General features: G+C 53.6%; 19 protein-coding genes and 1 pseudogene. 12 read left to right on the top strand and 8 right to left on the bottom strand.

Going from position 1 to position 21,028, the window contains the following annotated elements:
- Window positions 1–176: 176 nt before the first annotated feature.
- The 3 genes and pseudogenes from HFD94_RS05825 to HFD94_RS05815 all read right to left on the bottom strand — a co-directional run.
- Window positions 177–998 carry an antitermination protein gene (locus tag HFD94_RS05825; RefSeq protein WP_167432885.1) on the bottom strand — a complete coding sequence of 274 codons (822 nt, stop codon included), beginning with the start codon at window positions 996–998 and terminating at the stop codon, window positions 177–179.
- Entirely contained in the window at window positions 995–1,603 is a 609-nt protein-coding gene (locus HFD94_RS05820) for a recombination protein NinG (RefSeq protein WP_167432884.1), read from the bottom strand. The genes HFD94_RS05825 and HFD94_RS05820 overlap by 4 nt, the downstream gene beginning before the upstream one ends.
- A gap of 100 nt (window positions 1,604–1,703) precedes the next feature.
- A pseudogene (locus HFD94_RS05815) lies at window positions 1,704–2,015 on the bottom strand (ParB/RepB/Spo0J family partition protein); the annotation flags it as partial.
- A gap of 80 nt (window positions 2,016–2,095) precedes the next feature.
- Here HFD94_RS05815 and HFD94_RS05810 point away from each other — a divergent pair.
- From HFD94_RS05810 to HFD94_RS05785, 6 genes are all read left to right on the top strand, one after another.
- Window positions 2,096–2,506, top strand: coding sequence for a hypothetical protein (locus HFD94_RS05810; RefSeq protein WP_167432883.1), 411 nt, complete (start codon window positions 2,096–2,098; stop codon window positions 2,504–2,506).
- Between the two features lie 110 nt (window positions 2,507–2,616).
- Window positions 2,617–2,859: a hypothetical protein gene (locus tag HFD94_RS05805; protein WP_167432882.1), complete on the top strand. Its 243-nt coding sequence runs from the start codon at window positions 2,617–2,619 to the stop codon at window positions 2,857–2,859.
- A 245-nt stretch (window positions 2,860–3,104) separates the two neighbouring features.
- Window positions 3,105–3,335 carry a hypothetical protein gene (locus tag HFD94_RS05800; RefSeq protein WP_167432881.1) on the top strand — a complete coding sequence of 77 codons (231 nt, stop codon included), beginning with the start codon at window positions 3,105–3,107 and terminating at the stop codon, window positions 3,333–3,335.
- Between the two features lie 17 nt (window positions 3,336–3,352).
- Window positions 3,353–3,595, top strand: coding sequence for a DNA polymerase III subunit theta (locus HFD94_RS05795; RefSeq protein ID WP_167432894.1), 243 nt, complete (start codon window positions 3,353–3,355; stop codon window positions 3,593–3,595).
- Window positions 3,592–3,816: a hypothetical protein gene (locus tag HFD94_RS05790; RefSeq protein WP_167432880.1), complete on the top strand. Its 225-nt coding sequence runs from the start codon at window positions 3,592–3,594 to the stop codon at window positions 3,814–3,816. The genes HFD94_RS05795 and HFD94_RS05790 overlap by 4 nt, the downstream gene beginning before the upstream one ends.
- Window positions 3,817–4,131: 315 nt before the next feature.
- Complete coding sequence (locus tag HFD94_RS05785) at window positions 4,132–4,383, top strand: hypothetical protein (RefSeq protein WP_167432879.1); 252 nt, start codon at window positions 4,132–4,134, stop codon at window positions 4,381–4,383.
- 580 nt (window positions 4,384–4,963) lie between these two features.
- Here the strand turns inward: HFD94_RS05785 and HFD94_RS05780 are convergent.
- The gene (locus tag HFD94_RS05780) at window positions 4,964–5,557 is read right to left on the bottom strand and encodes a hypothetical protein (protein WP_167432878.1); all 594 of its coding nucleotides are present in this window, start codon (window positions 5,555–5,557) and stop codon (window positions 4,964–4,966) included.
- Between the two features lie 96 nt (window positions 5,558–5,653).
- On the opposite strand from HFD94_RS05780, the gene HFD94_RS05775 reads away from it, so the two are divergent.
- On the top strand, window positions 5,654–5,848 hold the full coding sequence (locus HFD94_RS05775) for a helix-turn-helix domain-containing protein (protein WP_167432877.1): 195 nt from the start codon (window positions 5,654–5,656) through the stop codon (window positions 5,846–5,848).
- Here the strand turns inward: HFD94_RS05775 and HFD94_RS05770 are convergent.
- The 4 genes from HFD94_RS05770 to HFD94_RS05755 all read right to left on the bottom strand — a co-directional run bounded on the left by HFD94_RS05770 (window position 5,831) and on the right by HFD94_RS05755 (window position 11,705).
- Window positions 5,831–7,072: a site-specific integrase gene (locus HFD94_RS05770; RefSeq protein WP_167432876.1), complete on the bottom strand. Its 1,242-nt coding sequence runs from the start codon at window positions 7,070–7,072 to the stop codon at window positions 5,831–5,833. The genes HFD94_RS05775 and HFD94_RS05770 overlap by 18 nt on opposite strands.
- A gap of 432 nt (window positions 7,073–7,504) precedes the next feature.
- Window positions 7,505–8,236, bottom strand: a complete 732-nt coding sequence (locus HFD94_RS05765; RefSeq protein ID WP_167432875.1) for a YoaK family protein — start codon at window positions 8,234–8,236, stop codon at window positions 7,505–7,507.
- Between the two features lie 151 nt (window positions 8,237–8,387).
- On the bottom strand, window positions 8,388–9,932 hold the full coding sequence (locus HFD94_RS05760) for a methyl-accepting chemotaxis protein (protein WP_167432874.1): 1,545 nt from the start codon (window positions 9,930–9,932) through the stop codon (window positions 8,388–8,390).
- A gap of 186 nt (window positions 9,933–10,118) precedes the next feature.
- Entirely contained in the window at window positions 10,119–11,705 is a 1,587-nt protein-coding gene (locus tag HFD94_RS05755; protein WP_167432873.1) for a PTS transporter subunit EIIC, read from the bottom strand.
- Between the two features lie 261 nt (window positions 11,706–11,966).
- Here HFD94_RS05755 and HFD94_RS05750 point away from each other — a divergent pair, with 261 nt between their 5' ends.
- The 5 genes from HFD94_RS05750 (at window position 11,967) to pdeR (ending at window position 21,016) form a co-directional block, all read left to right on the top strand.
- A complete protein-coding gene (locus HFD94_RS05750) occupies window positions 11,967–14,270 on the top strand; it encodes an FdhF/YdeP family oxidoreductase (protein ID WP_033757827.1) in 2,304 nt (767 codons plus the stop codon).
- Between the two features lie 112 nt (window positions 14,271–14,382).
- Window positions 14,383–16,317, top strand: a complete 1,935-nt coding sequence (locus HFD94_RS05745; RefSeq protein ID WP_050679875.1) for an exoribonuclease II — start codon at window positions 14,383–14,385, stop codon at window positions 16,315–16,317.
- Window positions 16,318–16,518: 201 nt separating this feature from the next.
- A complete protein-coding gene (locus HFD94_RS05740; RefSeq protein ID WP_010244523.1) occupies window positions 16,519–18,588 on the top strand; it encodes a carbon starvation CstA family protein in 2,070 nt (689 codons plus the stop codon).
- The gene (locus HFD94_RS05735) at window positions 18,581–18,871 is read left to right on the top strand and encodes a YbdD/YjiX family protein (protein WP_167432872.1); all 291 of its coding nucleotides are present in this window, start codon (window positions 18,581–18,583) and stop codon (window positions 18,869–18,871) included. The genes HFD94_RS05740 and HFD94_RS05735 overlap by 8 nt, the downstream gene beginning before the upstream one ends.
- Before the next feature lie 159 nt (window positions 18,872–19,030).
- Window positions 19,031–21,016, top strand: a complete 1,986-nt coding sequence (gene pdeR, locus HFD94_RS05730) for a cyclic di-GMP phosphodiesterase (protein ID WP_033757832.1) — start codon at window positions 19,031–19,033, stop codon at window positions 21,014–21,016.
- Window positions 21,017–21,028 lie beyond the last annotated feature (12 nt).

Genomic DNA, 21,028 nt, shown 5'->3' with positions numbered 1-21,028 from the left:
TCCCTCGCAGTTGGTGAGACCGCAGGTCGCTTTGACTATCAAAAATCGATGGAGCTGACTGGGTTTGAGTTATCGCGTTAAACAACAGCGCGCAACTTCAACTGTCAGGAATCATATCCCCAGCTTCCTGAAAAGTAAATAGCCCACGATAAAATAATGAGCTATTTCCGATTGCGCTATCCGGTTACCTTATTCAGGGCTGAGTTAGCCCACGATTCCTCAATCTCCAGCTTGCCGATTAGTTGGTCATAGAACGGCTTTCCACTTCGATCCCACGTAGCCAGGCTGATTGCATCGGTAATATCGCAGACGCTTCGAAACGCCTCCACAGCGGGAACGCGCTCATAACCGCGACCGCAACAGCGCTTACAATCTCCCATAACTGGTACGCCCTGCTCTTCAGTGAGTTTGCGATCAATCGCCCGCCCACGTCCATTGCAGTCACGGCATGCTGACGAAACCACGCCCTTCCCTTTGCAGGTCTTACAAAGTACGCGCTCGGTATCTTTAACCTGATAGCTCACATTCTGTATCAGGGCTTCATCCAGCCGCTTTATCTCCGTCACGTTATCCGGGCGCTGCGTGCCGAACCTGGACTTCATGGTGAACACATCCGCCTCAATAAACCCTTTCGCCTGGCAGCATTCGCATGGCTTGACGCTGGCGGCGCTGCGGCAATAATCCATGTAGGCGTAAGTTGCGAGCGTTTGCATAACCGCTGGCTTAATTTCAGCGTCTAGCTTGCGCAAGGCGGCAACCTTATCGCAGGTACTCAATGCATATTCAGTTAATAACGATACGGCGCGTCGGGCGTCGTTATCGTTCACTCCAACCTTACCCATGAACGCACTATAGCCCAGCGGCGCTCGGCTCTGAGTCATTCCCATGGCAGCCATGTAGTCAGTGCCTGATAGCGCATCTGTAGCTGTTGCAGGCGGCATACCCGCAAAGCTCGCTGTTTTTGGAAAATGATATTTTATTGTCGCTTCAAGGCTCATGGTGTTTCGCTCCTTTGCTTGATCAGCTCTCTGGTTTTCTGCCGGTAATGCGCCGCCAGCTCCTGCAGCTCTTCCCGCGCCCACTTCTTCTGCTCATGCGGACCCATAAGGCGATCGAAAGCAGCCTGCCCGATTTTCTTAATCAGGCTTGGCGTATAGTTTTCAATGTTGCCGGAAAGGTGCTGGTTGCAGGGTACGCACTGCTTATGGCAGTTGATTTCTTCGTAGCGTGTAGCCGGTGAAGCGCCGCGAGTTCGATAGTGCCCGGCGTCATATTTTCCTTCGTGGAATCGTCCGCAGCTTATGCACGGATCGGCGGCATCGCGAGTGCGTATATATTCGTTGAAGGCTGACTGTGTTTGCTTATGGAAGTGACTGAGGGGCTTTACTGCTAACTTGCGGATTTTGGTGTGGCGCTTTTCATGCTGAGCTTCATCTTTTCGCCGTCGCTCTGCTTCCTGTATCGCCTTATGCCGGTCCTTCTCTCTCTTTGTCAGTGCTATCACGGTTCCGCATTCTGGTGAGCACCACGTTTGATTTGAGAAACCCGGATGAAACCATTCTCGACAGTCCGCATTCTTACATCTTCGCCTGACTTTTCTCATCGCCCCCTCCGTGCATTCTGATGTTGTCGTCTTACATCCAGCCGGCGCAGCAGCGGACGCAGGCATATGTCTCGTCCGTAGCCAGCGGTATGCCACAGCCATCCCCACATTCCAGTAGCTGAAGATGCTGATCAACATCTGCCGGTGAGCGTTTCACCTTTTTGGCAATCTCGGCAGGTGTCCATCCCTGATTCAGCAGGCGCTGATATGCTGCCGCACGTTCCAGGGGAGACAGCGCCTTACCCTGTGAACTGGTGACCATGAATGCGATGCGATCAGCTTCAGAACCTGAGAAGTCTTTGCACTCAAGACGTGGTATTTCATGCCCGGCTTCAGACGCCATTTTCGCGCCATAGTACCGGTGGTGGCCGTCGATAATCTTGATGCCCTGCTCAGTAACCTGAACAGCCAACTGAGTCTTTTACAGGCCGACTTTCATCGGCCTTTTAACCTCACTGAACTTTTGATTTACCCATTTAAAGGATACCGAATATGACCACTGCAACTGACCTGGCGCAACAGGCGATCGATAACATCAACGCACTTAAAGCGCTGGCTCAAAAAACAGGTGAAATCCCGGCAGATGTGCAGGCTCAACTGGATACTTATGCCGCTCAGGTCGATAAACTGACGCGCCAGTTGGAAAGCGAGCAAGAGACCCGCGAGGGTTATCGCACTGCTATCAGGATCGATGAAGAGCAAATTGGCATGGCTCTCGAAATCATGAACAAAATCGAGGCTGGCTTGGACGATAAAAGCATCCCCCAAATGCATCCTACTTTGCGACGTCAGCTTACAGAAACGCTGATGTATGTTACGAATCGGAAGGAAGAGCTTCTTACTTATCGCAGAGAAAGTGACTCGGAACTGCGTTCGTACGAAGAATACCGCCAAGGAATTTAATCCCTTTAAAATCGTTATAAATAGCCGCCTAAGGGCGGTTTTTTTGTTGCCTGCAATCTGACTATTTTCGCCGCGGCATTGAGCCTGACAGCGGCATAAGGGGTAAGAGAATGAGTAATCCATTAACTATCGGCGTAAGCCCGCTTACGAATACCATCTTCGCCGGCCGCAGCAAGGCGGTAAGGGGTATGGCTCCTGATGCGCGCAAGTTTGTTGGCGCCAAAGAGGACGTAACGGACCAGGTGCTGTATGCCGCTGCCATGCATCTAATGAACAGTGATGACATTAAAGTATTCAAGCCACCTGACGGTACTGAGTTACACCTGCGCGCTGACATCAAGGAGGCGAAATGAAAATGAAGGCCCATAGAGGTGACTTTGGTTGGTGGGTCGGATTATCTTTCAATTTCAACCGCCGAATGATGTTTCACAAATGCAGTATGACTTACGATGGCTGTAGGATGCATGCATTGTGGATTTTAGGGTTTGGGTTTCAGTTGTGGGAGGCAGGTAAAGATGGTGAGGTCTAAAAACTCATTTAACCATCTTGAGTGTGCTAACTAATGGGAGTATGACTGAAAGCCCGCGCGGAGTATTTTATGCATCAATACCTGATTTTCATGCTGACTGGGCCAGAGATTATGAATACAAACGCTCGATATGGGCACAACCAAAGTATAAAAATTGACGGTCATTCTTTCACTGCTCACCATTATCACTACCGAGATAAGGGCCCCTATGGCGTGTTGATTATGCAATCCAATCCCAAAAGCCATGAGCAAATCCGCGATGCTATAGATCGCACCGGTGTAATACCTTTGCCGTGGTAATTTGAGGATTGATCGCCATATCACACAACTTAGCAGCACGCAGCAGAGAAGAGCGCGACAGGATTAACGTTGATTTAGCTGCGTCAGGAGTAGCGTACAAGGAGCTTATGAATCAGCCTGTTATCCCGCATGAAGTGGAGATGCAGCAGCCTGAAGCGATGAGGGATTATTTCAGGGAGCGGTTGCAGCATTACAGGAACGTTGCGCTGCAGTTACCGCGCGGCACTGACCCGATTTATCAGAAGGAGGATGGTAAGTGATAGTCCTTTTCATTCCCTCCCTCATCAGCCTGCTTGTTTCTAAAGCCGAAGAGAAAGGCTCTCCTTTGACTGAAGAGGAGGTGTTGGATATTCGTGATAATGCCACGGCTATCGTCACAGATGCTGAAGGAGTTTTAGCTGTGGCTGAGCGTCGTGGATATCAGGATATCGACCCGGAACATTGCTGGGAGGAATGGCTAGACTTTAATAGGCAGGATTAATGTTCACTACATAGGGCCGATGAGATTTTCGCGGGTATTGGCCCCGGCTTACTAGAAGGAGGAAGTGAAATAGCCTACAAACCCAGAACGTGTCCCTTTTGCAACTTTTGGGGGCCTAAAAAGAATTCTGGCGGAAAATGGTCCTGCGGTATGTGCGGACTCGAATGGAAGCCAGAGCAGGATAAGCGCGACAAAGACAAACAATAAACCTCGCCCATGCGGGGTTTTTTATTGCACGCGGCTAAAGTTTTACCGCGAAGAGTCGATGAAGTTTCCACGGGGATCGGACCCGGTTTATCAAAGGGATGAAGGGAAATGATTGTTGATATTTATCAGAGCAATATACAGCGCAACAAGTTTTTAGTTGTTCAGGCAGGAAGTCAGGTAACTGGCAAGGCTCTTAACCTTGAAGACGCAGCATTCGCAAGCATATCGCCATTTAATATTGGCCTCACCCTTCAGCCAGGAATCATCGGCCTCAATGCTGAAAAGGCAGAGGAGAATATCAAGGCTTATGGATATCACATCTTTGGTATACGGGTTGAAGTAACAATCGATCCTAAATAAATGCCATATAGATAAACATACTAACCTGCTTCGGCAGGTTTTTTTACGCCCGAATTAACATGTACCAGGTCGGTCATTGGCATGATGATTGAAGTGCCATCAGTTAATTTTGCTCTGCAGAGCGCTTGAATGCTCGATTCTCTGCGGGCATGGGCCAGTTATCGTATCCATTCTGAAAGGGAAAAATTATTTCTGCTGTATTGTATGAACTCCTGATTAACAAGAGAGATGAATGCAATGGAAGTTAGAGCGCTAGTAGCAATTGCCGATACAGAACTGGTTTTCCCTATAACGCTTAAGTCCGAACCAAAGGTTGGAGACACGATTTCTCTTCACGTAGATAAATCTGACAGGGATTTTGTCGTGGTCGAAGTCAATCCGACTGGCTTTAGCAATTCTGCCCCATACCTATACGGGGTGTATGTTAAGCCAAAGACTTAATTTTACTTATAACCGAAAAGACCTCGCCATGGCGGGGTCTTTTATTGCCTATAGGAAACCGAAATGACGCATCCAGACCCTATTGATGAAGCCGTAAAAGAAATCCGTAAATTGTTGATATTACAAAGGCTAACTGAACTCACCCATGAAGACTAAAATGTAAATTAAGAGATTTAATAACTTTATCAACAACTTCCTTATCATTTATGTCATCAAAAGCAACGCTCTCAGCATTCTCGCAACAAGCATTTATATAAAAATAAAATATAGAAATCGAAATCACATAAAGTCGAATTTCGTTAGCGAGGGAAAAAATGTCTTTTCTATCAGCACCAATACGTAATACCTCTCCAGCTTTGAAGATATCATGTATTTTATCATGCCGCTCAGAAAGGTGCTTCTCAAGCGTAAGCATAATTTTAAATACCTTTCTCCTCTGCGGATGTAACTGAGCATAAATCTTATCTAAGGCAAGAGGTAATATATAAAACTCATTCTTCCTCGGCAACTTAACATCAGCAACATCAGTTAACACACCATTTCGCATTGAGTAATATGATTTAACCAGCAAAGGAATTGCTCTTTGCAACTCCCCTCTAATATCTTTGATTTCCTCATTCACGTTTAATTTCAGACTAATTAATTCGTTTTTCTTTTGTTTGTTAAAATTCAAGTTTGCTAACCACGCACCTAAAAAAGCTGCGATTAGAGTAACTATAGGCTGAAAATTCATTTCTTCCTCATTGACTAAAAATTAATGGCATCGGTGATATCAGGTTCCATAAGTATTTTATATGAGGCGTTATGTCAATAGATAAAAGGAGTAGATATGGAATCCCCATACATAACATTTGAGGAAACGGCTGCATTCTTCCGCCGGTCAGTTAAAACCATTCGCAACTGGAACAGCCGCGACCGCCGTACTGGTGAAAAACGCATGTGCGGATTTCCCGACCCGGCTCATCACGGGCTGTTCCTGAAAAGCGATATTGAGAAGTTTGGTAAGCTAGCTTGTCACGATTGAGCGAACTTTCGACTCGCCATTTACTATCTTCATTACCAGCGCCCACCAGGCAGTATAGGCCTTCCTCTGCTCATCCAGATAATCGTTATGGTCGTATACCGCCCAGATGCCCGGTAATGCATGCCCCATCATCACTTCGCATACATGCGGTGGAGCAATGGAAGCCCACCGCGTCCTCGCCGTTCTTCTCAAATCATGAATCGACCAGTGCGGCATAATCTCACCCCTGGTACGCTGGTAATATGCCATCACTGTCTTAGGCAGGCCCAGCGCAGATGCGCTGTTGAGTGCTCTTTCCCTGTCCTTTTTCAGCGCGCTCTGGAAGATGAACTCCTTATGCGAGCTCAGCGACATTGCTTCCTCAATCATCGCCTGCGCTGCCGGTATGATCGGCCTTTTTAGTGGTTTTCCCGTGTTGCCGCCTTTGTGGTTTTCAGGTGGAACAGTCCATATGCCGTTATCAAAATCGAAGTGCTCCCTTTTGCTCTGAATCATCTCGCCAGACCGGCAGCCAAAAAGTAATATCAGCTGCATCAGAAGAGCATTTTTTCTGCGCATGCCGGTATTCTCAAAGGTCTCATAAAGCACGCGGATCTCATCGTCACTCAGCACTCGCCGAGTAATGTTGACCTTCATGCCGAAATCATGCGGCTTGAGTCCCTCGATGGGCATTGTCTCCACCAGCTTTCGGCGTAACGACCATGAGTGCGCCTGTTTTGCGTTTGTCAGCAGCCTTCTAGCGATACCGGGCTTATTGCTCTGCACACTTTCTATGAGCTCAATCCAGGCATGTGTGTTAACAGAGTCGTGCGGCAGATGACCAATCCGTGAAAAGACGTGGATTTCAAAAGACCGGATAATGTCGGCGGCGTTCTTTATATTGACGCTTGCATAAACCCTGTTCCACTCCCGCATCACCTTCTCAACTGTCATGGCGCTGACGTTCTTCTCGTATCTGGCAGCCATGTAAAGCTGAGGGTCTACTCCCTCATCAAGCGATCGGCGTATCTTGAGAATCTTATCCCTCGCCTCTCTGAGGCCGAGCGACGGATAGCTGCCAATGTCTACACGGCGCTGCTTGCCGGCAAACATGTAACGCATCTGGAAAACCACTTTTCCCTTTTTTGACACCCGTACAGAAAGGCCGTCCCTGTCCGTCTTTTCAAAGACCCTTTCATGCTCGCGCCCGTGAATAGATCGCAGGTAGCTGTCGGTGAGCGCCATGTCATCCTCATTAGTACATAAAAAAGTGAGGATCGCAGACTAACCGATTTTCTGTACTACAGCATGTACATAAATCACAGGGATGCATCGGGATGATTAGTGAGTAGGAGTGAACATCAAGGACTGAAATGAGTTGTTGTGTGTTGATGCGAAGGGAAGTTTTGTGATGCGCGGGGATGATGAAGGATAAGGCGTTATTTATCAATTAATTCCACAAGTAAATGAGTTGTTTAATGTCGATGTTAATTTTCCATCAGCAGGTTGAAGGCTGTTCGCATTACTGTCTCGTTCGCAGGATCAACCAGAGTATAAGGCTGAATGTTACCCCGCGCAGGCTCGGATGTTTTAACCGCACGGTTCATTTGCGCAGGCGGATCGATGAAATCAGGACTCCGCGCCGCCCTGGTTTAAGCATCAGTGAGGGTAGCGCACTTAAATCATCGCGCCCTGTTGTTTTGCTGGCTTAGTAAAGATGGCATTCAGCGCCAGACAGATTAACCCGAACCCTACTGGCAGCAGGAAATCGTAGCTAAGCAGCCGGTAAAGCCCGATTCCGGCTATCCCTCCTGCAAGGAAAGAAAGCAGGGTCAGACAGTGCAGTCGCAGCCGGCTCAGATAGAGCGGCGCCTCTTTCGGTGACGCTTTACGCCGCAGCACCTCAAACAGCATTGCCAGCTCAATCCCGATATCGGTCGCCGTGCCGGAGATATGGGTAGTGCGAACGCGGGCATTGGAGATACGCGTCACCACCGCATTCTGCAACCCCATTAAAAAGCTCAGGCTCATAATTAACACCACACCGGGCGACTGCGGCGGAAAGTGATTTTCAATCACCCCCAGTGCAATCAGCGCGCTGCCCTCAATCAGGATGACAAAGGCATAGATAGTGCGGATATTTCTGCGGTGCCCGGCATTAATGATCAGCGTTGAAAACATGGAACCCGCAATAAACAGAAGCACGATCGACAGAAAAAACAGGCCAGGCCCCAGATTCGCTTTTGCCAGGTGATCGGACAGCAGCGAGACATTCCCGGTCATGTTGGCTGAAAAAAAACCGACGATCTCAAAGGCTGCGGTATTCAGTGCGCCTGCGGCAGCGGTAAGCGTGCAGGCCAGTCGGGTATCCGCGCTGTTGCTGCGGGCACTTTCCGTGCTGATTAGCATGACCACCCCATATTTACTGGAAAGCCTTATAATCCGCCGATTAGCCCTGCGCCACAAGGCACTGAATCAAACTCTCCCTTCTCTGTCGGGCATTACTCAGCATCGGGGCTCCGGACTCCGCGCTGTATAAACTCAGCGCGGAGAGCCCTGATTAACTGTTTGCCAGACGGAAGGTGGAGACCGACTGCGTCAGATACTGCACCTGCTCTTCCAGCGAGGCAGATGCCGCGGCAGACTCCTGCACCAGCGCCGAGTTCTGCTGTGTGACGCTGTCCATCTCGGTAACCGCCTGCTCAATCTGACCGATACCGCGACTCTGTTCATCAGAAGCGGTTGAGATGTGCTCCATCAGCAGATTCACGCGGCTGACAGAGGAGATAATGGCGCTCATCGCCTCACCGGTCCGGCTGACCTGATCGGAACCGGCGTGGATGATCGAAACAGATTCCGCAATCAGCCCCTCAATCTCTTTGGCTGCGGTAGCGCTGCGCTGGGCCAGATTACGGACTTCCCCTGCCACCACCGCAAAACCGCGACCCTGTTCACCCGCCCTGGCGGCTTCGACTGCCGCGTTCAGCGCCAGAATATTGGTCTGGAAGGCGATGCTGTCGATCACGGTGGTGATCTCCTCGATCTTCTTCGAGCTGGCATTAATCAGCCCCATCGATGTCACCACTTCCTGCGAGACCTTTTCGCCGCTTTCCGCGTTTTTCACCGCTTCACTGGTCAGGCGGCAGGCTTCAAAGACGTTTTCAGTGTTCTGTTTCACCGTTGCGCCCAGCTGCTCCATGCTGGCAGCGGTTTCCGTCAGCGCGGCGGCCTGCTGTTCGGTTCGCGAGGCAAGATCGATGTTGCCCGCCGCAATCTCCTGAGAGGCGGTGGAGACTGAGCGGGTTGAATCGCGCACCTGGAGAATAATGGCGGTCAGCGCGCTGCGCATCTGCTCCAGCGAGCCCATCAGCAACTGAATCTCACTGCGCGAACCGGCTTTGACCGGCACCGTGGTATCCAGGACGCCCGCCGCAATCAGCTTGCAGTGTTCCTGCGCATCATTGATCGGCGAAAGCACATAGCGCTTCATGAAGATGTAAATGGCGACGATGATGGCGAAAAACAGCACCCCAAACAGCCCCAGCAGGGTAATGCCGGAGGTGAAGTGACTCTGTGCATCGCTGTTAAGTTTTTTGGCATAGGTTTCATGCTGGGCCAGCACCCGGTCCAGAATGATTTCATATTGACGATCAAGGCGAACCACGGTGGCAATCTGATTTTTAAAGCGCACCTGATCGTGCGCCTCTGCCGCCTCAATCAACGGCTGTAAACCTTGCTGACGATAGGCCTGATAAGCCTGGCTATAGGCGTCGGCTTCCGCCTCTTCGCCCGGCAGACGCGGCGCGTTCATATAGGCCTGAAATGCAGCATCCGCTTTGCTGGCCACGGTCCGAACGCTGTCCAGCGTGGCGGGATTATTTGCGTCACTGCCCTCAATCTCCTTCATGTACTCCATCAGACGCACACGCAGCGTGCGGCTGTGGTTGATGGGGTCAATCACCGAGAGCACCACACGGATCTCTTTATTAACCGCATTCAGCGAGTGATTGCTCTGAATCAGCAGCCACGTACTGATTGCCACGCTGGTAAGAAACAGCGCCAGCAGGAAGGAGAAGATAATCAGGGAGGATTTTTTTAACGACATCGCGGTGTTCCGAAAAGTAAGAGGATTAGTCGCTATATCGGCAGAAAGGTACGGCCCATTAGGGCTGGGCTTTTTTTAGTTACAATAAGCGGGACGGCAGCGGCGAGAGTGCCCTGGCGAACAGGCGCTAACCGCCCACGGGCGTCGGACGGTTAGCGTTGTGACGAAGAGTGAAACAGGCTGCCGTTAAGCGACGCCCAGCGCCATTTTTACCTCGTTGGCGATCTTCTCGACCTGCGGGCCGTAGATCACCTGAATGTCGTGCTCGCTGACGCGATTGACTCCGTTGGCACCGGTGCTCATCAGCGTCTGATCGACCACCTGATTCATCTCTTTGACCCGCACGCGCAGCCGGGTAAAGCAGCAATCGACATCCTCGATATTGGCCTGCCCGCCCAGCCCGCTGATAATGACCTGAGTCCGTTCATCCGCGGCGACCTGTTGCGGTTTCTCATCCTCCGATTCACGGCCCGGCGTTTCAACATTCATCCGGGTGATCACCAGCCGGAAAGCGTAGTAGTAGATCGGCGCATAGATCACGCCCAGCGCCAGCGTCCACCACCAGTGGGTTTTTGCCCCGCCCAGCATGCCGAACACCACCAGGTCGATAACACCGCCCTGCACGTTGCCAATCATCAGATGCAGCATCGACATCAGCATAAACGACAGGCCGGTCAGGAAAGCGTGTAGCAGATAGAGCACCGGCGAGACAAAGATAAAGCAGAACTCCAGCGGTTCGGTGATGCCGGTGGTGAAGGAGGTCAGCGCCCCCGCCATGACCAGTGCTTTGACCCGCTGTTTATGCTCGGGTCGGGCGGTGTGATAGATCGCCAGCGCCGCGGCGGGCAGGCCGAACATCATGACAGGAATCTTGCCCTGCGCCAGAAACTGCGTGGCGGTGCGCAGCGTCTCATCGGGGATCGATCCCGGATGAGTCAGTGACGCGTTGAAGATGTTCAGTGCGCCAACCACGGTCTGGCCATCGACCACCGCCATGCCGCCAATAGGCGTGAAACGCACGGTTTCGTTGAGGATATGATGCAGGCCGGTGGGGATCAGGATGCGCTCAAAGGCTCCCAGCAGAAAAGCGCCATACTGCCCGCTTTTGCCAATCATCTGTCCAATCCAGGCGATACCGTCGCCAATGGTCGGCCAGACCAGCGCCAGCAAGACCCCAATCAGTGGCAGACAGACCACGGTCACGATCGGCACAAAACGCCGTCCGCCAAAGAAGCTGATCGCGGTAGGCAGTTGCTGGGTATAAAAGCGATTGTGCAGCGCCACCGTTACCAGTCCGGCAATCACCCCGCCCAGTACGCTCATGTTGTAGGTAAAGACGCCCAGCATGTTGATATATTCCGCCGAGGTCATCATGGCGGAGGTCTGATCCATCCCCGCCTGCTGCAGGGCTGCAGGTGTGGTGGTGGCGGCGGTGATCCCCTTGGCCGCCAGCGTCGCGCTGATACCAACGTTCATCACGATATAGCCAATCACCGCGGCAAATGCGGCGGTAGGTTTTTCCGCTTTCGCCAGTCCGATGGCACTCGCTACCGCAAAGAAGACCGGCAGATTAGCGAATAGCGCTCCGGCAACCTTGCGAATAAAGCCGATTATTAACTGCGGCACCTGCATCTGCGCAAAGGCATCGCCGGTGACCGCCGGGTTCTGCATGGCCGCCGCCAGCCCAAGGAAGATACCTGCGGCAGCGATGACGGAGATTGGCATCATCAACGCTTTGCCAAATGCATGAATCTGGCTGGTCAGCTGTTTCATGGAGTCGTGCCCTCTCTGATTGTGAACAGCAAGTATTAGCCTGTTGTCGGGAGAACTCCCGTTATCAGCAGGTTAAAGGCGGGTAAAATCTGACCATCATCACATTTCTGGCTTATGCACGATAAACGCCAGCTATCGCACCATTAAGTCAATCAATTAGACAAGGTATGAGGATAGCTGCAGACTTCCTTTCACCATCAGGATATAACCTGATAACAAACACCAAACAATAATTCCTACTATAAAAAGCCTGCACTCAATATGAAATTTAAACGCCAAATCAAACCCTATCGCGCGGCAGCGGGCGGCTGGGGTTCACTGGAAGCCACCACGCGTTTCGTTCTTGACAGCAAAGCGGCCCTGAAAAATATGCGCAACCTGATGCGCATGAACAAAGCGCGCGGTTTTGACTGTCCGGGCTGCGCCTGGGGTGATGACAATAAAAGTACCTTCAGCTTCTGCGAGAACGGCGCCAAAGCGGTGACCTGGGAAGCGACACGCCGGATGGTCGACACCGACTTTTTCGCTAAACACAGCGTAACCACGCTCTATACCCAGAGTGACTACTTCCTGGAGTATCAGGGACGTCTGACCCATCCGCTGCGCTACAACGCGGAAACCGATCACTACGAGCCCATCAGCTGGGATGATGCGTTTGCGCTGATCGCGCAGCACATCAAGGCGATGGATCATCCGGATCAGATGGAGCTTTACACCTCCGGTCGCGCCAGCAATGAAGCCTCCTGGCTCTATCAGCTGTTTGGTCGCCTGATGGGGACCAATAACTTCCCTGACTGCTCCAATATGTGCCACGAAGCCAGCGGCACCGGCCTGAAGCGCAGCATTGGCGTCGGTAAAGGCACCATTCGTCTGGATGATTTCGACCACGCAGATGCCATTTTTGTCTTCGGTCAGAATCCCGGCACTAACCATCCGCGTATGCTGCACAGCCTGCGTCACGCTGCCGATCATGGTGCGAAAATCGTCACCTTTAATACCCTGCGCGAACGCGGTCTGGAACGTTTTGCCGATCCGCAGAAACCACTGGAAGTGGTGACCTCGAAAGCGGGCAACATCAGCTCCTCCTATTACCAGCCGAACCTGGGCGGTGATATGGCAGCGGTGCGCGGCATGGTGAAATCCCTGCTGGAAACCCATCGCGCGCGTCTGGCGGCTGGCGAAAGCGGCCTGTTCGATCAGACCTTTATCAATGCCAAAACCAACGGCATTGAGGCGTATCTCGACGCCGTGGATAACACCAGCTGGATGCAGATTGTGGCGCAGTCGGGCCTGACGCAGGCGCAGATCCGTGAAGCCGCGGCGATCTACCAGAGCGCTGACCGGGTGATCTGTACCTGGGCGATGGGCATCACCCAGCACAAACACTCTGTCGACACGGTGCGCGAGATCACCAACCTGCAGTTGCTGTTTGGCCAGCTGGGCAAAAAAGGCGCAGGCCTCTGCCCGGTTCGCGGTCACAGTAATGTGCAGGGCAACCGCACCATGGGCATCGATGAGAAACCGGCGAAAGCCTTCCTGGATGCGCTGGGGAATCATTTCAATTTCGAGCCCCCGCGTGCGGCAGGCCACAACACCGTGGAAGCGCTGAACGCCATGCTGCGTGATGAAGTGAAAGTGCTGATCGCGCTGGGTGGCAACCTGGCGGCCGCCGCACCCGACTCACCGCGCACCGAAGAGGCGATGTCACGCTGTGGTCTGACCGTGCATATCAGCACCAAACTGAACCGCAGCCATCTGGTGCCGGGTCACGATGGGCTGATTCTGCCGACGCTGGGCCGCACCGAGCGCGATCTGCAGGCCACCGGCAATCAGTTTATTACCGTGGAAGACTCCTTCAGCATGGTGCACGCCTCTGAAGGGATCGGTATTCCGCTGGCGGAAACGCAGCGTTCAGAGACCTGGATTGTTGCCGGTATCGCCGAGGCGGTGCTGGGTGATGAAAAAGTGAAATGGCGCGAGCTGGCGGGTGATTACAACCTGATCCGTGAGCACATCGCCGCGACGATCCCGGGCTTTGCCGACTTTAACGCCAAATGTGATATCCCGGGCGGTTTCTATCTGGGCAACGCAGCAGCCGAGTTGCGCTTCAACACCCCGAGCCAGAAAGCGGAGTTCAACGCCTCAGCGCTGCCGACCTCACTGTTCCCGAATCTTGATCAGGACGTGCCTTTTACCCTGCAGACGCTGCGTTCGCACGACCAGTACAACACCACCATTTACGGCCTTGATGACCGTTACCGTGGCGTGTTTGGTCAGCGTGAAGTGGTGTTCATCAACCCGGACGATATGGCAGACCTGGGCTTTACCGAAGGCCAAAATGTCGATATCGAAACGCTGTGGAATGATGGCATTACCCGTCGCGTCAGCGGATTCAAACTGGTTCCCTACAATATTCCGCGCGGTAACCTGGCGGCCTATTATCCGGAAACCAACCCGCTGGTGCCGCTGAACAGCTTTGGTGATGACAGTGGCACACCGACCTCTAAATCGGTGCCGGTGAAGCTGGAACTCTCTGAGGCACTGGCCGATCAGCGCATCGCCTGACAGCCCTTTCACTCCCCCCTAAAAAGCCGGCTCGTCCGGCTTTTTGCCTTGCCGCGCGACGTCGATTCGCGTAAAACTGTCAGCCGCAATCAGCCAACGAAACGTAAAAATTATGTTCCAGGATAACCCGCTGCTCGCGCAGCTGAAAGAGAAGCTCCATTCGCAAACGCCTCGTGCTGAAGGCGTCGTAAAAGGCACTGAAAAAGGCTTCGGCTTTCTGGAAGTCGATGCGCAAAAAAGCTACTTCATTCCGCCACCGCAGATGAAGAAAGTGATGCACGGCGATCGCATCACCGCCGTGATCCACAGCGATAAAGATCGCGAAAGCGCTGAGCCGGAAACCCTGGTTGAGCCGTTCCTGAGCCGCTTTGTTGGCCGGGTTCAGAAGAAAGACGATCGCCTGTCGATTGTGCCGGATCATCCCCTGCTGAAGGATGCGATCCAGTGTCGCCCTGCGCGCGATGTCAGCCATGAGTTTGAAAATGGTGACTGGGCCGTGGCGGAGATGCGTCGCCATCCGCTGAAAGGCGATCGCGGCTTTTATGCCGAACTCACCGATTTTATTGTCAAAGCTGATGACCATCTGGCGCCGTGGTGGGTGACGCTGTCGCGTCATAACCTTGAGCGTGAAGCGCCCGATGTCAGTTTTGGCGAGATGCTGGATGAAAATCTGACGCGTGAAGATCTGACCGCGCTGGATTTCGTTACCATCGACAGCGCCAGCACCCAGGATATGGATGATGCGCTCTTTGTGGAAGCCCTGGACGATGGCGCCCTGCGTCTGACCATCGCTATCGCCGACCCTACCGCCTATGTGCCGGAAGGCAGTCAGCTCGATAAGCTGGCGGCGCAGCGTGCGTTTACCAACTACCTGCCGGGCTTTAACATCCCGATGCTGCCGCGCGAACTCTCTGATGATGTCTGCTCGCTGCGTCCGAATGTGCGCCGTCCGGCCCTGGCCTGCCGCGTGACCGTGGCAGCCGATGGCAACTTAGGTGATGACGTTGAGTTCTTTGCCGCCTGGATCGAATCCAAAGCCAAGCTGGCGTATGACGACGTCTCTGACTGGCTGGAAAACAGCGGCTCATGGCAGCCGGAAAGTGAGGCGATTGCTGAACAGATTCGCCTGCTGCATCGCCTCTGCCTGGCGCGTAGCGAGTGGCGTCAGACCCACGCGCTGGTGTTTAAAGATCGCCCGGATTACCGCTTCCTGCTGGGTGAAAAAGGTGAAGTGCTGGAGATCGTGGCTGAACCGCGCCGCATCGCTAACCGCATTGTTGAAGAGTCTATGATTCTGGCCAACGTCTGCGCGGCGAAAGTGCTGCGTGACCGTCTCGGTTTTGGTATCTACAACGTCCATGCCGGTTTCGATGCCACCAATGCTGAACAGGCCGCGGCCGTGCTGGCCAACCATGGTATTACCGTGGATGCGCAGGCGATCACCACGCTGGAAGGTTTCCGCGTGCTGCGTCGTGAGCTTGATGCCCAGCCGACCCAGTTCCTCGACAGCCGGATCCGTCGCTTCCAGACCTTCGCTGAGATCAGCACCGAGCCTGGCCCGCACTTTGGCCTGGGACTTGAGGCTTACGCCACATGGACCTCACCGATTCGTAAGTTCGGCGACATGGTCAACCATCGTCTGCTGAAAGCGATTATTCGCGGTGAGCAGATCGCTCGTCCGGATGATGCGCTGACGGTGACGATGAGTGAGCGCCGCCGCCTGAACCGCATGGCGGAACGTGATGTTGGCGACTGGCTCTACGCCCGTTATCTGGCGCCGTTTGCGGCAACCGACCGTCGCTTCAGCGCCGAAATTATCGATGTGTCACGTGGTGGCATGCGTGTTCGCCTGCTGGAGTTTGGCGCAGTCGCCTTTATCCCGGCGCCGTTCATTCACGCGGTGCGTGATGAGCTGGTCTGCAGCCAGGAAAATGGCAGCGTTCAGATCAAAGGCGAAGTGGTTTACCGTGTGACCGATGTGATTGATGTCACCATCGCCGAAGTCCGCATGGAAACCCGCAGCGTCGTGGCGCGTCCCGCCGTCTGAGTAGTGACGTACTGAGCAGTCAATCGGGCGGGATAACTCCGGTTATCCCGTCTGTTTCCACCCCGCCCGCCTTGCAAAAAAGTTAAATTTGTACCCCGCTTCACACTTCTCCACTGATTAACTTTCACTTACATTCCATTACATTAAGTTTGACTCGTTGTTTTCGATCGCTTTCCTCTCGGTCCTCACAAGGAGTTAGTCATGAAAAACGTCAAAACCAGTGCGATCTGGTTAGTGGTGGCGTTAATCGGCGCGGGCGCTTTCGCCATGCTGGCCCTCAGCCGCGGCGAACACGTCAACGCAGTCTGGCTGGTGATAGCCGCTGTCGCCTGTTACAGCATCGCTTATCGCTTCTACAGCCTGTTTATCGCCCGCAATATTTTCGAACTGGACGACCGCCGGATGACGCCTGCCGAGCGGCTGAGCGACGGGCTCGATTATGTCCCGACCAATAAATGGGTGCTGTTTGGTCACCACTTTGCGGCTATTGCCGGTGCCGGCCCGCTGGTGGGTCCGATTCTGGCGGCGCAGATGGGCTTTCTGCCTGGCACCATCTGGATCCTGGTCGGGGTGATGCTGGCGGGTGCGGTACAGGATTTCCTGATCCTGTTTATCTCAACCCGTCGTGATGGCCGTTCACTGGGCGAGATGGCGCGGCAGGAGCTGGGTGCGTTTGCCGGTGTGGTGACCATGCTCGGCGCGCTGGGCGTCATGATCATTATCCTGTCGGCGCTGGCGCTGGTGGTGGTCAAGGCGCTGGCGAACAGTCCGTGGGGACTGTTTACCATCGCGGCCACCATTCCGATTGCGCTGTTTATGGGCGTCTACATGCGCTTTATCCGGCCCGGTAAAATCGCCGAAGTTTCACTGATTGGCTTTGTGCTGATGATGGCGGCGATTATCTATGGTGGTGACGTAGCCCAGCATCCTTACTGGGGGCCCTTCTTTACCCTGAAAGGCACCTCACTGACCTGGGTGCTGGTGATCTACGGCTTTATTGCCTCCGTGCTGCCGGTCTGGCTGCTGCTGGCTCCGCGTGACTACCTTTCGACCTTTCTTAAAATCGGCGTGATTGTCGGGCTGGCGGTGGGGATTGTCTTTGCCATGCCAGAGATGAAAATGCCGGCGGTCACCAAATTTATCGACGGTACCGGCCCGGTCTTCTCCGGCGCGATGTTCCCGTTCCTGTTTATTACTATTGCCTGCGGCGCCATCTCCGGCTTCCATGCGCTGGTCTCCAGCGGCACCACGCCAAAACTGGTGGAGCGGGAAAGTCATATCCGCTTTATTGGCTATGGCGCGATGCTGATGGAATCCTTTGTGGCGATCATGGCGCTGATTTGTGCCTCAGTGCTCGATCCGGGCGTCTACTTTGCCATGAACTCCCCGGCTGCGCTGATTGGTACCACCGTTGAAAGCGCCTCTCAGGTGATCAACGGCTGGGGCTTTGTCGTCACGCCGGAAATGCTGAGCGGCATCGCCCGTGACGTGGGTGAAGGCTCGATCCTGTCCCGCGCAGGCGGCGCGCCAACCTTCGCGGTGGGGATGGCCCACATCATTACCGAGATCTTTAACAGCCGGGCGATGATGGCGTTCTGGTATCACTTCGCCATTCTGTTTGAAGCGCTGTTCATTCTGACGGCGGTCGATGCCGGTACCCGCGCCTGCCGCTTTATGGTGCAGGATCTGGCAGGCACCGTGGTGCCTTCTATGGCGAATAACCGCTCCTGGCTGGGCAATATGGCCGGCACGACCGTGGCGGTCGCGGGCTGGGGCTTCTTTGTCTATCAGGGCGTGGTCGATCCGCTCGGCGGCATTAACACTCTGTGGCCGCTGTTTGGTATCGGCAATCAGATGCTGGCGTCCATGGCGCTGATCCTCGGCACCGTGGTGCTGTTTAAAATGAAAAAGCAGCGTTACGCCTGGGTGACTATCCTGCCAACTGTCTGGCTGTTTATCACCTCGATGACTGCCGGCTGGCAGAAAATCTTCCATGAAAAACCGTCGATTGGCTTCCTGGCGCAGGCGAATAAGTTCCGCAAAGGGCTGGATGAAGGCGTGATCATCGCCCCGGCAAAAAGCGTGGCGGATATGCAGACCATCGTCTTCAGCAATCAGATTAACGCGGCCCTGTGCGCCTTCTTTATGCTGGTGGCGGTCACGATGCTCATCTCTGCGTTCTTTGTCATTCGCCGGGCGCTGCGCAGCGATCTTCCTACTACGCATGAGTCCGTTGTGACGCTGCGCAACAAGGAGGTGCGTCATGTCTGATGCTATTCATCAGTCCCGGCGTCCGCAGGGAGAGTGGCAGATTATCCGCTGCCAGCCTGCCGCCTCCCCACAGCCACAGACATTCAGCTGGCGGGGATTCTGGCGCGGCCTGCAACAATGTTTTCGCTTAATGGTCGGGGTGCAGGATTATCAAAAATATCTGCAGCATATGCGACTCCATCATCCCGATCAGCCGCCGATGAATGAGCGCGATTTCCACCGTTACTGTCTGGATGCCCGCTTCCCCAGCCAGGCAGGCAAACTGGGTAAATGTCCCTGCTGACCGCACTAAACAGCCCCGCAATGTCGGGGCTTTTTTGTGCCATTCTTATCTGGATGGGAAAATATATTCGGTTTGCATCTTGTGCTGGCGTCAGATGATGAATACTGTTGCTAAAATAATGAGATAACGCCTGCAGAGCACTTCCCGGAGGAAGTTTCCATGACCGATGAACAAGGGCAAACGTTGTTGTACACCCTTTTCGGTACAACCAGCCCTCATTGGCGTCTGACCGCGGACAGCGATGCGTTGCATTTAGCCGAAGATGAGTCGTCACAAACTAATATCGCCCTGCCGTTAACCCCCGGCCAGGCAGCCATGATACGCGCGATGCCGGTCATCACTTCAAGCATTAATCTGACCATGACGCTGCAGGGCATTGATGTTCCGATGCATTTTGTCGGACGCAAAGTGAACCAGGCGACCTGGGCAGGAACCGCTTCTGCCTGGGGCGATACCTCAGCGGTCGCCCGCGACTTAACCCTGGGTCTTTCATTCGCCGAACAGGTGGTTTCTGAAGCCAACTCGGTGATTGTGATCCTCGATCAGCGCGGCAATATTCAGCGTTTTAACCGTCTTAGTGAAGAATACACCGGTCTGAATGAGCATGAGGTTATCGGCCGTAACGTCTTTCAGCTCTTTATGACCAAACAGGAGGCCTCTCAGTCACGACGCAACATTGCGGGCTTCTTCCGTGACGGCAACTCCTATGAGGTGGAGCGCTGGGTTAAAACCAAAAAAGGTCAGCGACTGTTTCTGTTTCGTAATAAGTTTGTTCACAGCGGCAGTGGCAAAAATGAAATTTTCCTCATCTGTTCTGGCACCGACATAACCGAGGAGCGACGCGCCCAGGAACGCCTCCGGGTGCTGGCAAACACCGATACGGTGACCGGTTTGCCTAATCGCAACGCAATTCATCAACAGATTAGCCTGGCGCTGGAGCGATCTGAGCGCGATGAGACCGGCGTGGTCTACCTCGATCTCGATAATTTCAAAAAAGTGAACGACGCCTACGGTCATATGTTCGGCGATCAGTTACTGCAGGCGGTTTCACTGGCGATTCTTAGCTGTCTGGGTAAAGACCAGACTCTGGGCCGGCTGGGTGGCGATGAGTTTGTGGTGCTGGCTGAGCACACCAGCCAGGCTGCGCTGGAGGCGATGTCCTCCCGCATTCTTGAGCGCCTGCGTCAGCCTTTCCGTATCGGACTAATCGAAGTGTACAGCGGCTGCTCTATCGGGATCGCTTTCGCGCCGCTGCACGGTGAAGATCGCGAGAGCCTTATTCGCAATGCTGACACCGCGATGTATCACGCCAAAGAGAACGGTCGTGGCAAGTTCTGTGTCTTCGCGGCAGAGATGAACCAGCGTGTCTTTGAGTACCTGTGGCTGGACACCAATCTGCGTAAAGCGCTGGAGCTGGATCACCTGCTGGTGCATTACCAGCCGAAAATCGACAGTGATGGTGAAGTCCGCAGCGCCGAAGCGCTGGTACGCTGGAACTCACCCGAGCGCGGCCTGGTCTCCCCTGCTGATTTCATTCCCTACGCCGAAGAGTCGGGACTGATTGTGCCGCTGGGACGCTGGGTCATGCTCAATGTGCTGAAACAGATTATCGTCTGGCGCCAGCAGGGCATTTTTCTGCGCGTCGCCGTCAACGTGTCGGCACGTCAGCTGATTGATCAAAGCATCTATACTGACCTGAAACAGGCACTGCATGAGGCGAATATCACCGACTGTCCTATCGATATTGAGCTCACAGAAAGCTGCCTGATAGAGAATGAAGCTGAAGCCCTGCGGCTGATGAAGCAGTTTCAGGAGCTGGGCGCACAGGTTCATCTGGATGACTTCGGCACGGGTTACTCATCGCTTTCTCAGCTCGCACGAGTGCCGATCAATGCCATCAAGCTCGACCAAAGCTTTATCCGCGATATTAATAAACAGCCCGTCTCACAATCGCTGGTACGAGCTATTGTCGCCGTCGCCAAGGCGCTCGATTTGCAGGTGATTGCAGAGGGTATTGAGACCCCGGATGAAGAGAAGTTTGTCCTTAACAGTGGTGTCGATGGGCGTCAGGGCTACTACTACGCAAAACCAATGCCCGCGGAACAGTTTGGGCATTGGCTGGCTAAGCATCCTGCCCGCGTTTAACGCTAATTCAGA

It is taken from the genome of Pantoea sp. EKM20T, assembly GCF_011800485.1.
Taxonomy (GTDB): domain Bacteria; phylum Pseudomonadota; class Gammaproteobacteria; order Enterobacterales; family Enterobacteriaceae; genus Pantoea; species Pantoea agglomerans.
Note: the sequence above shows the minus strand (reverse complement) of the source record. Positions and strands in the feature narration are given on the sequence as shown.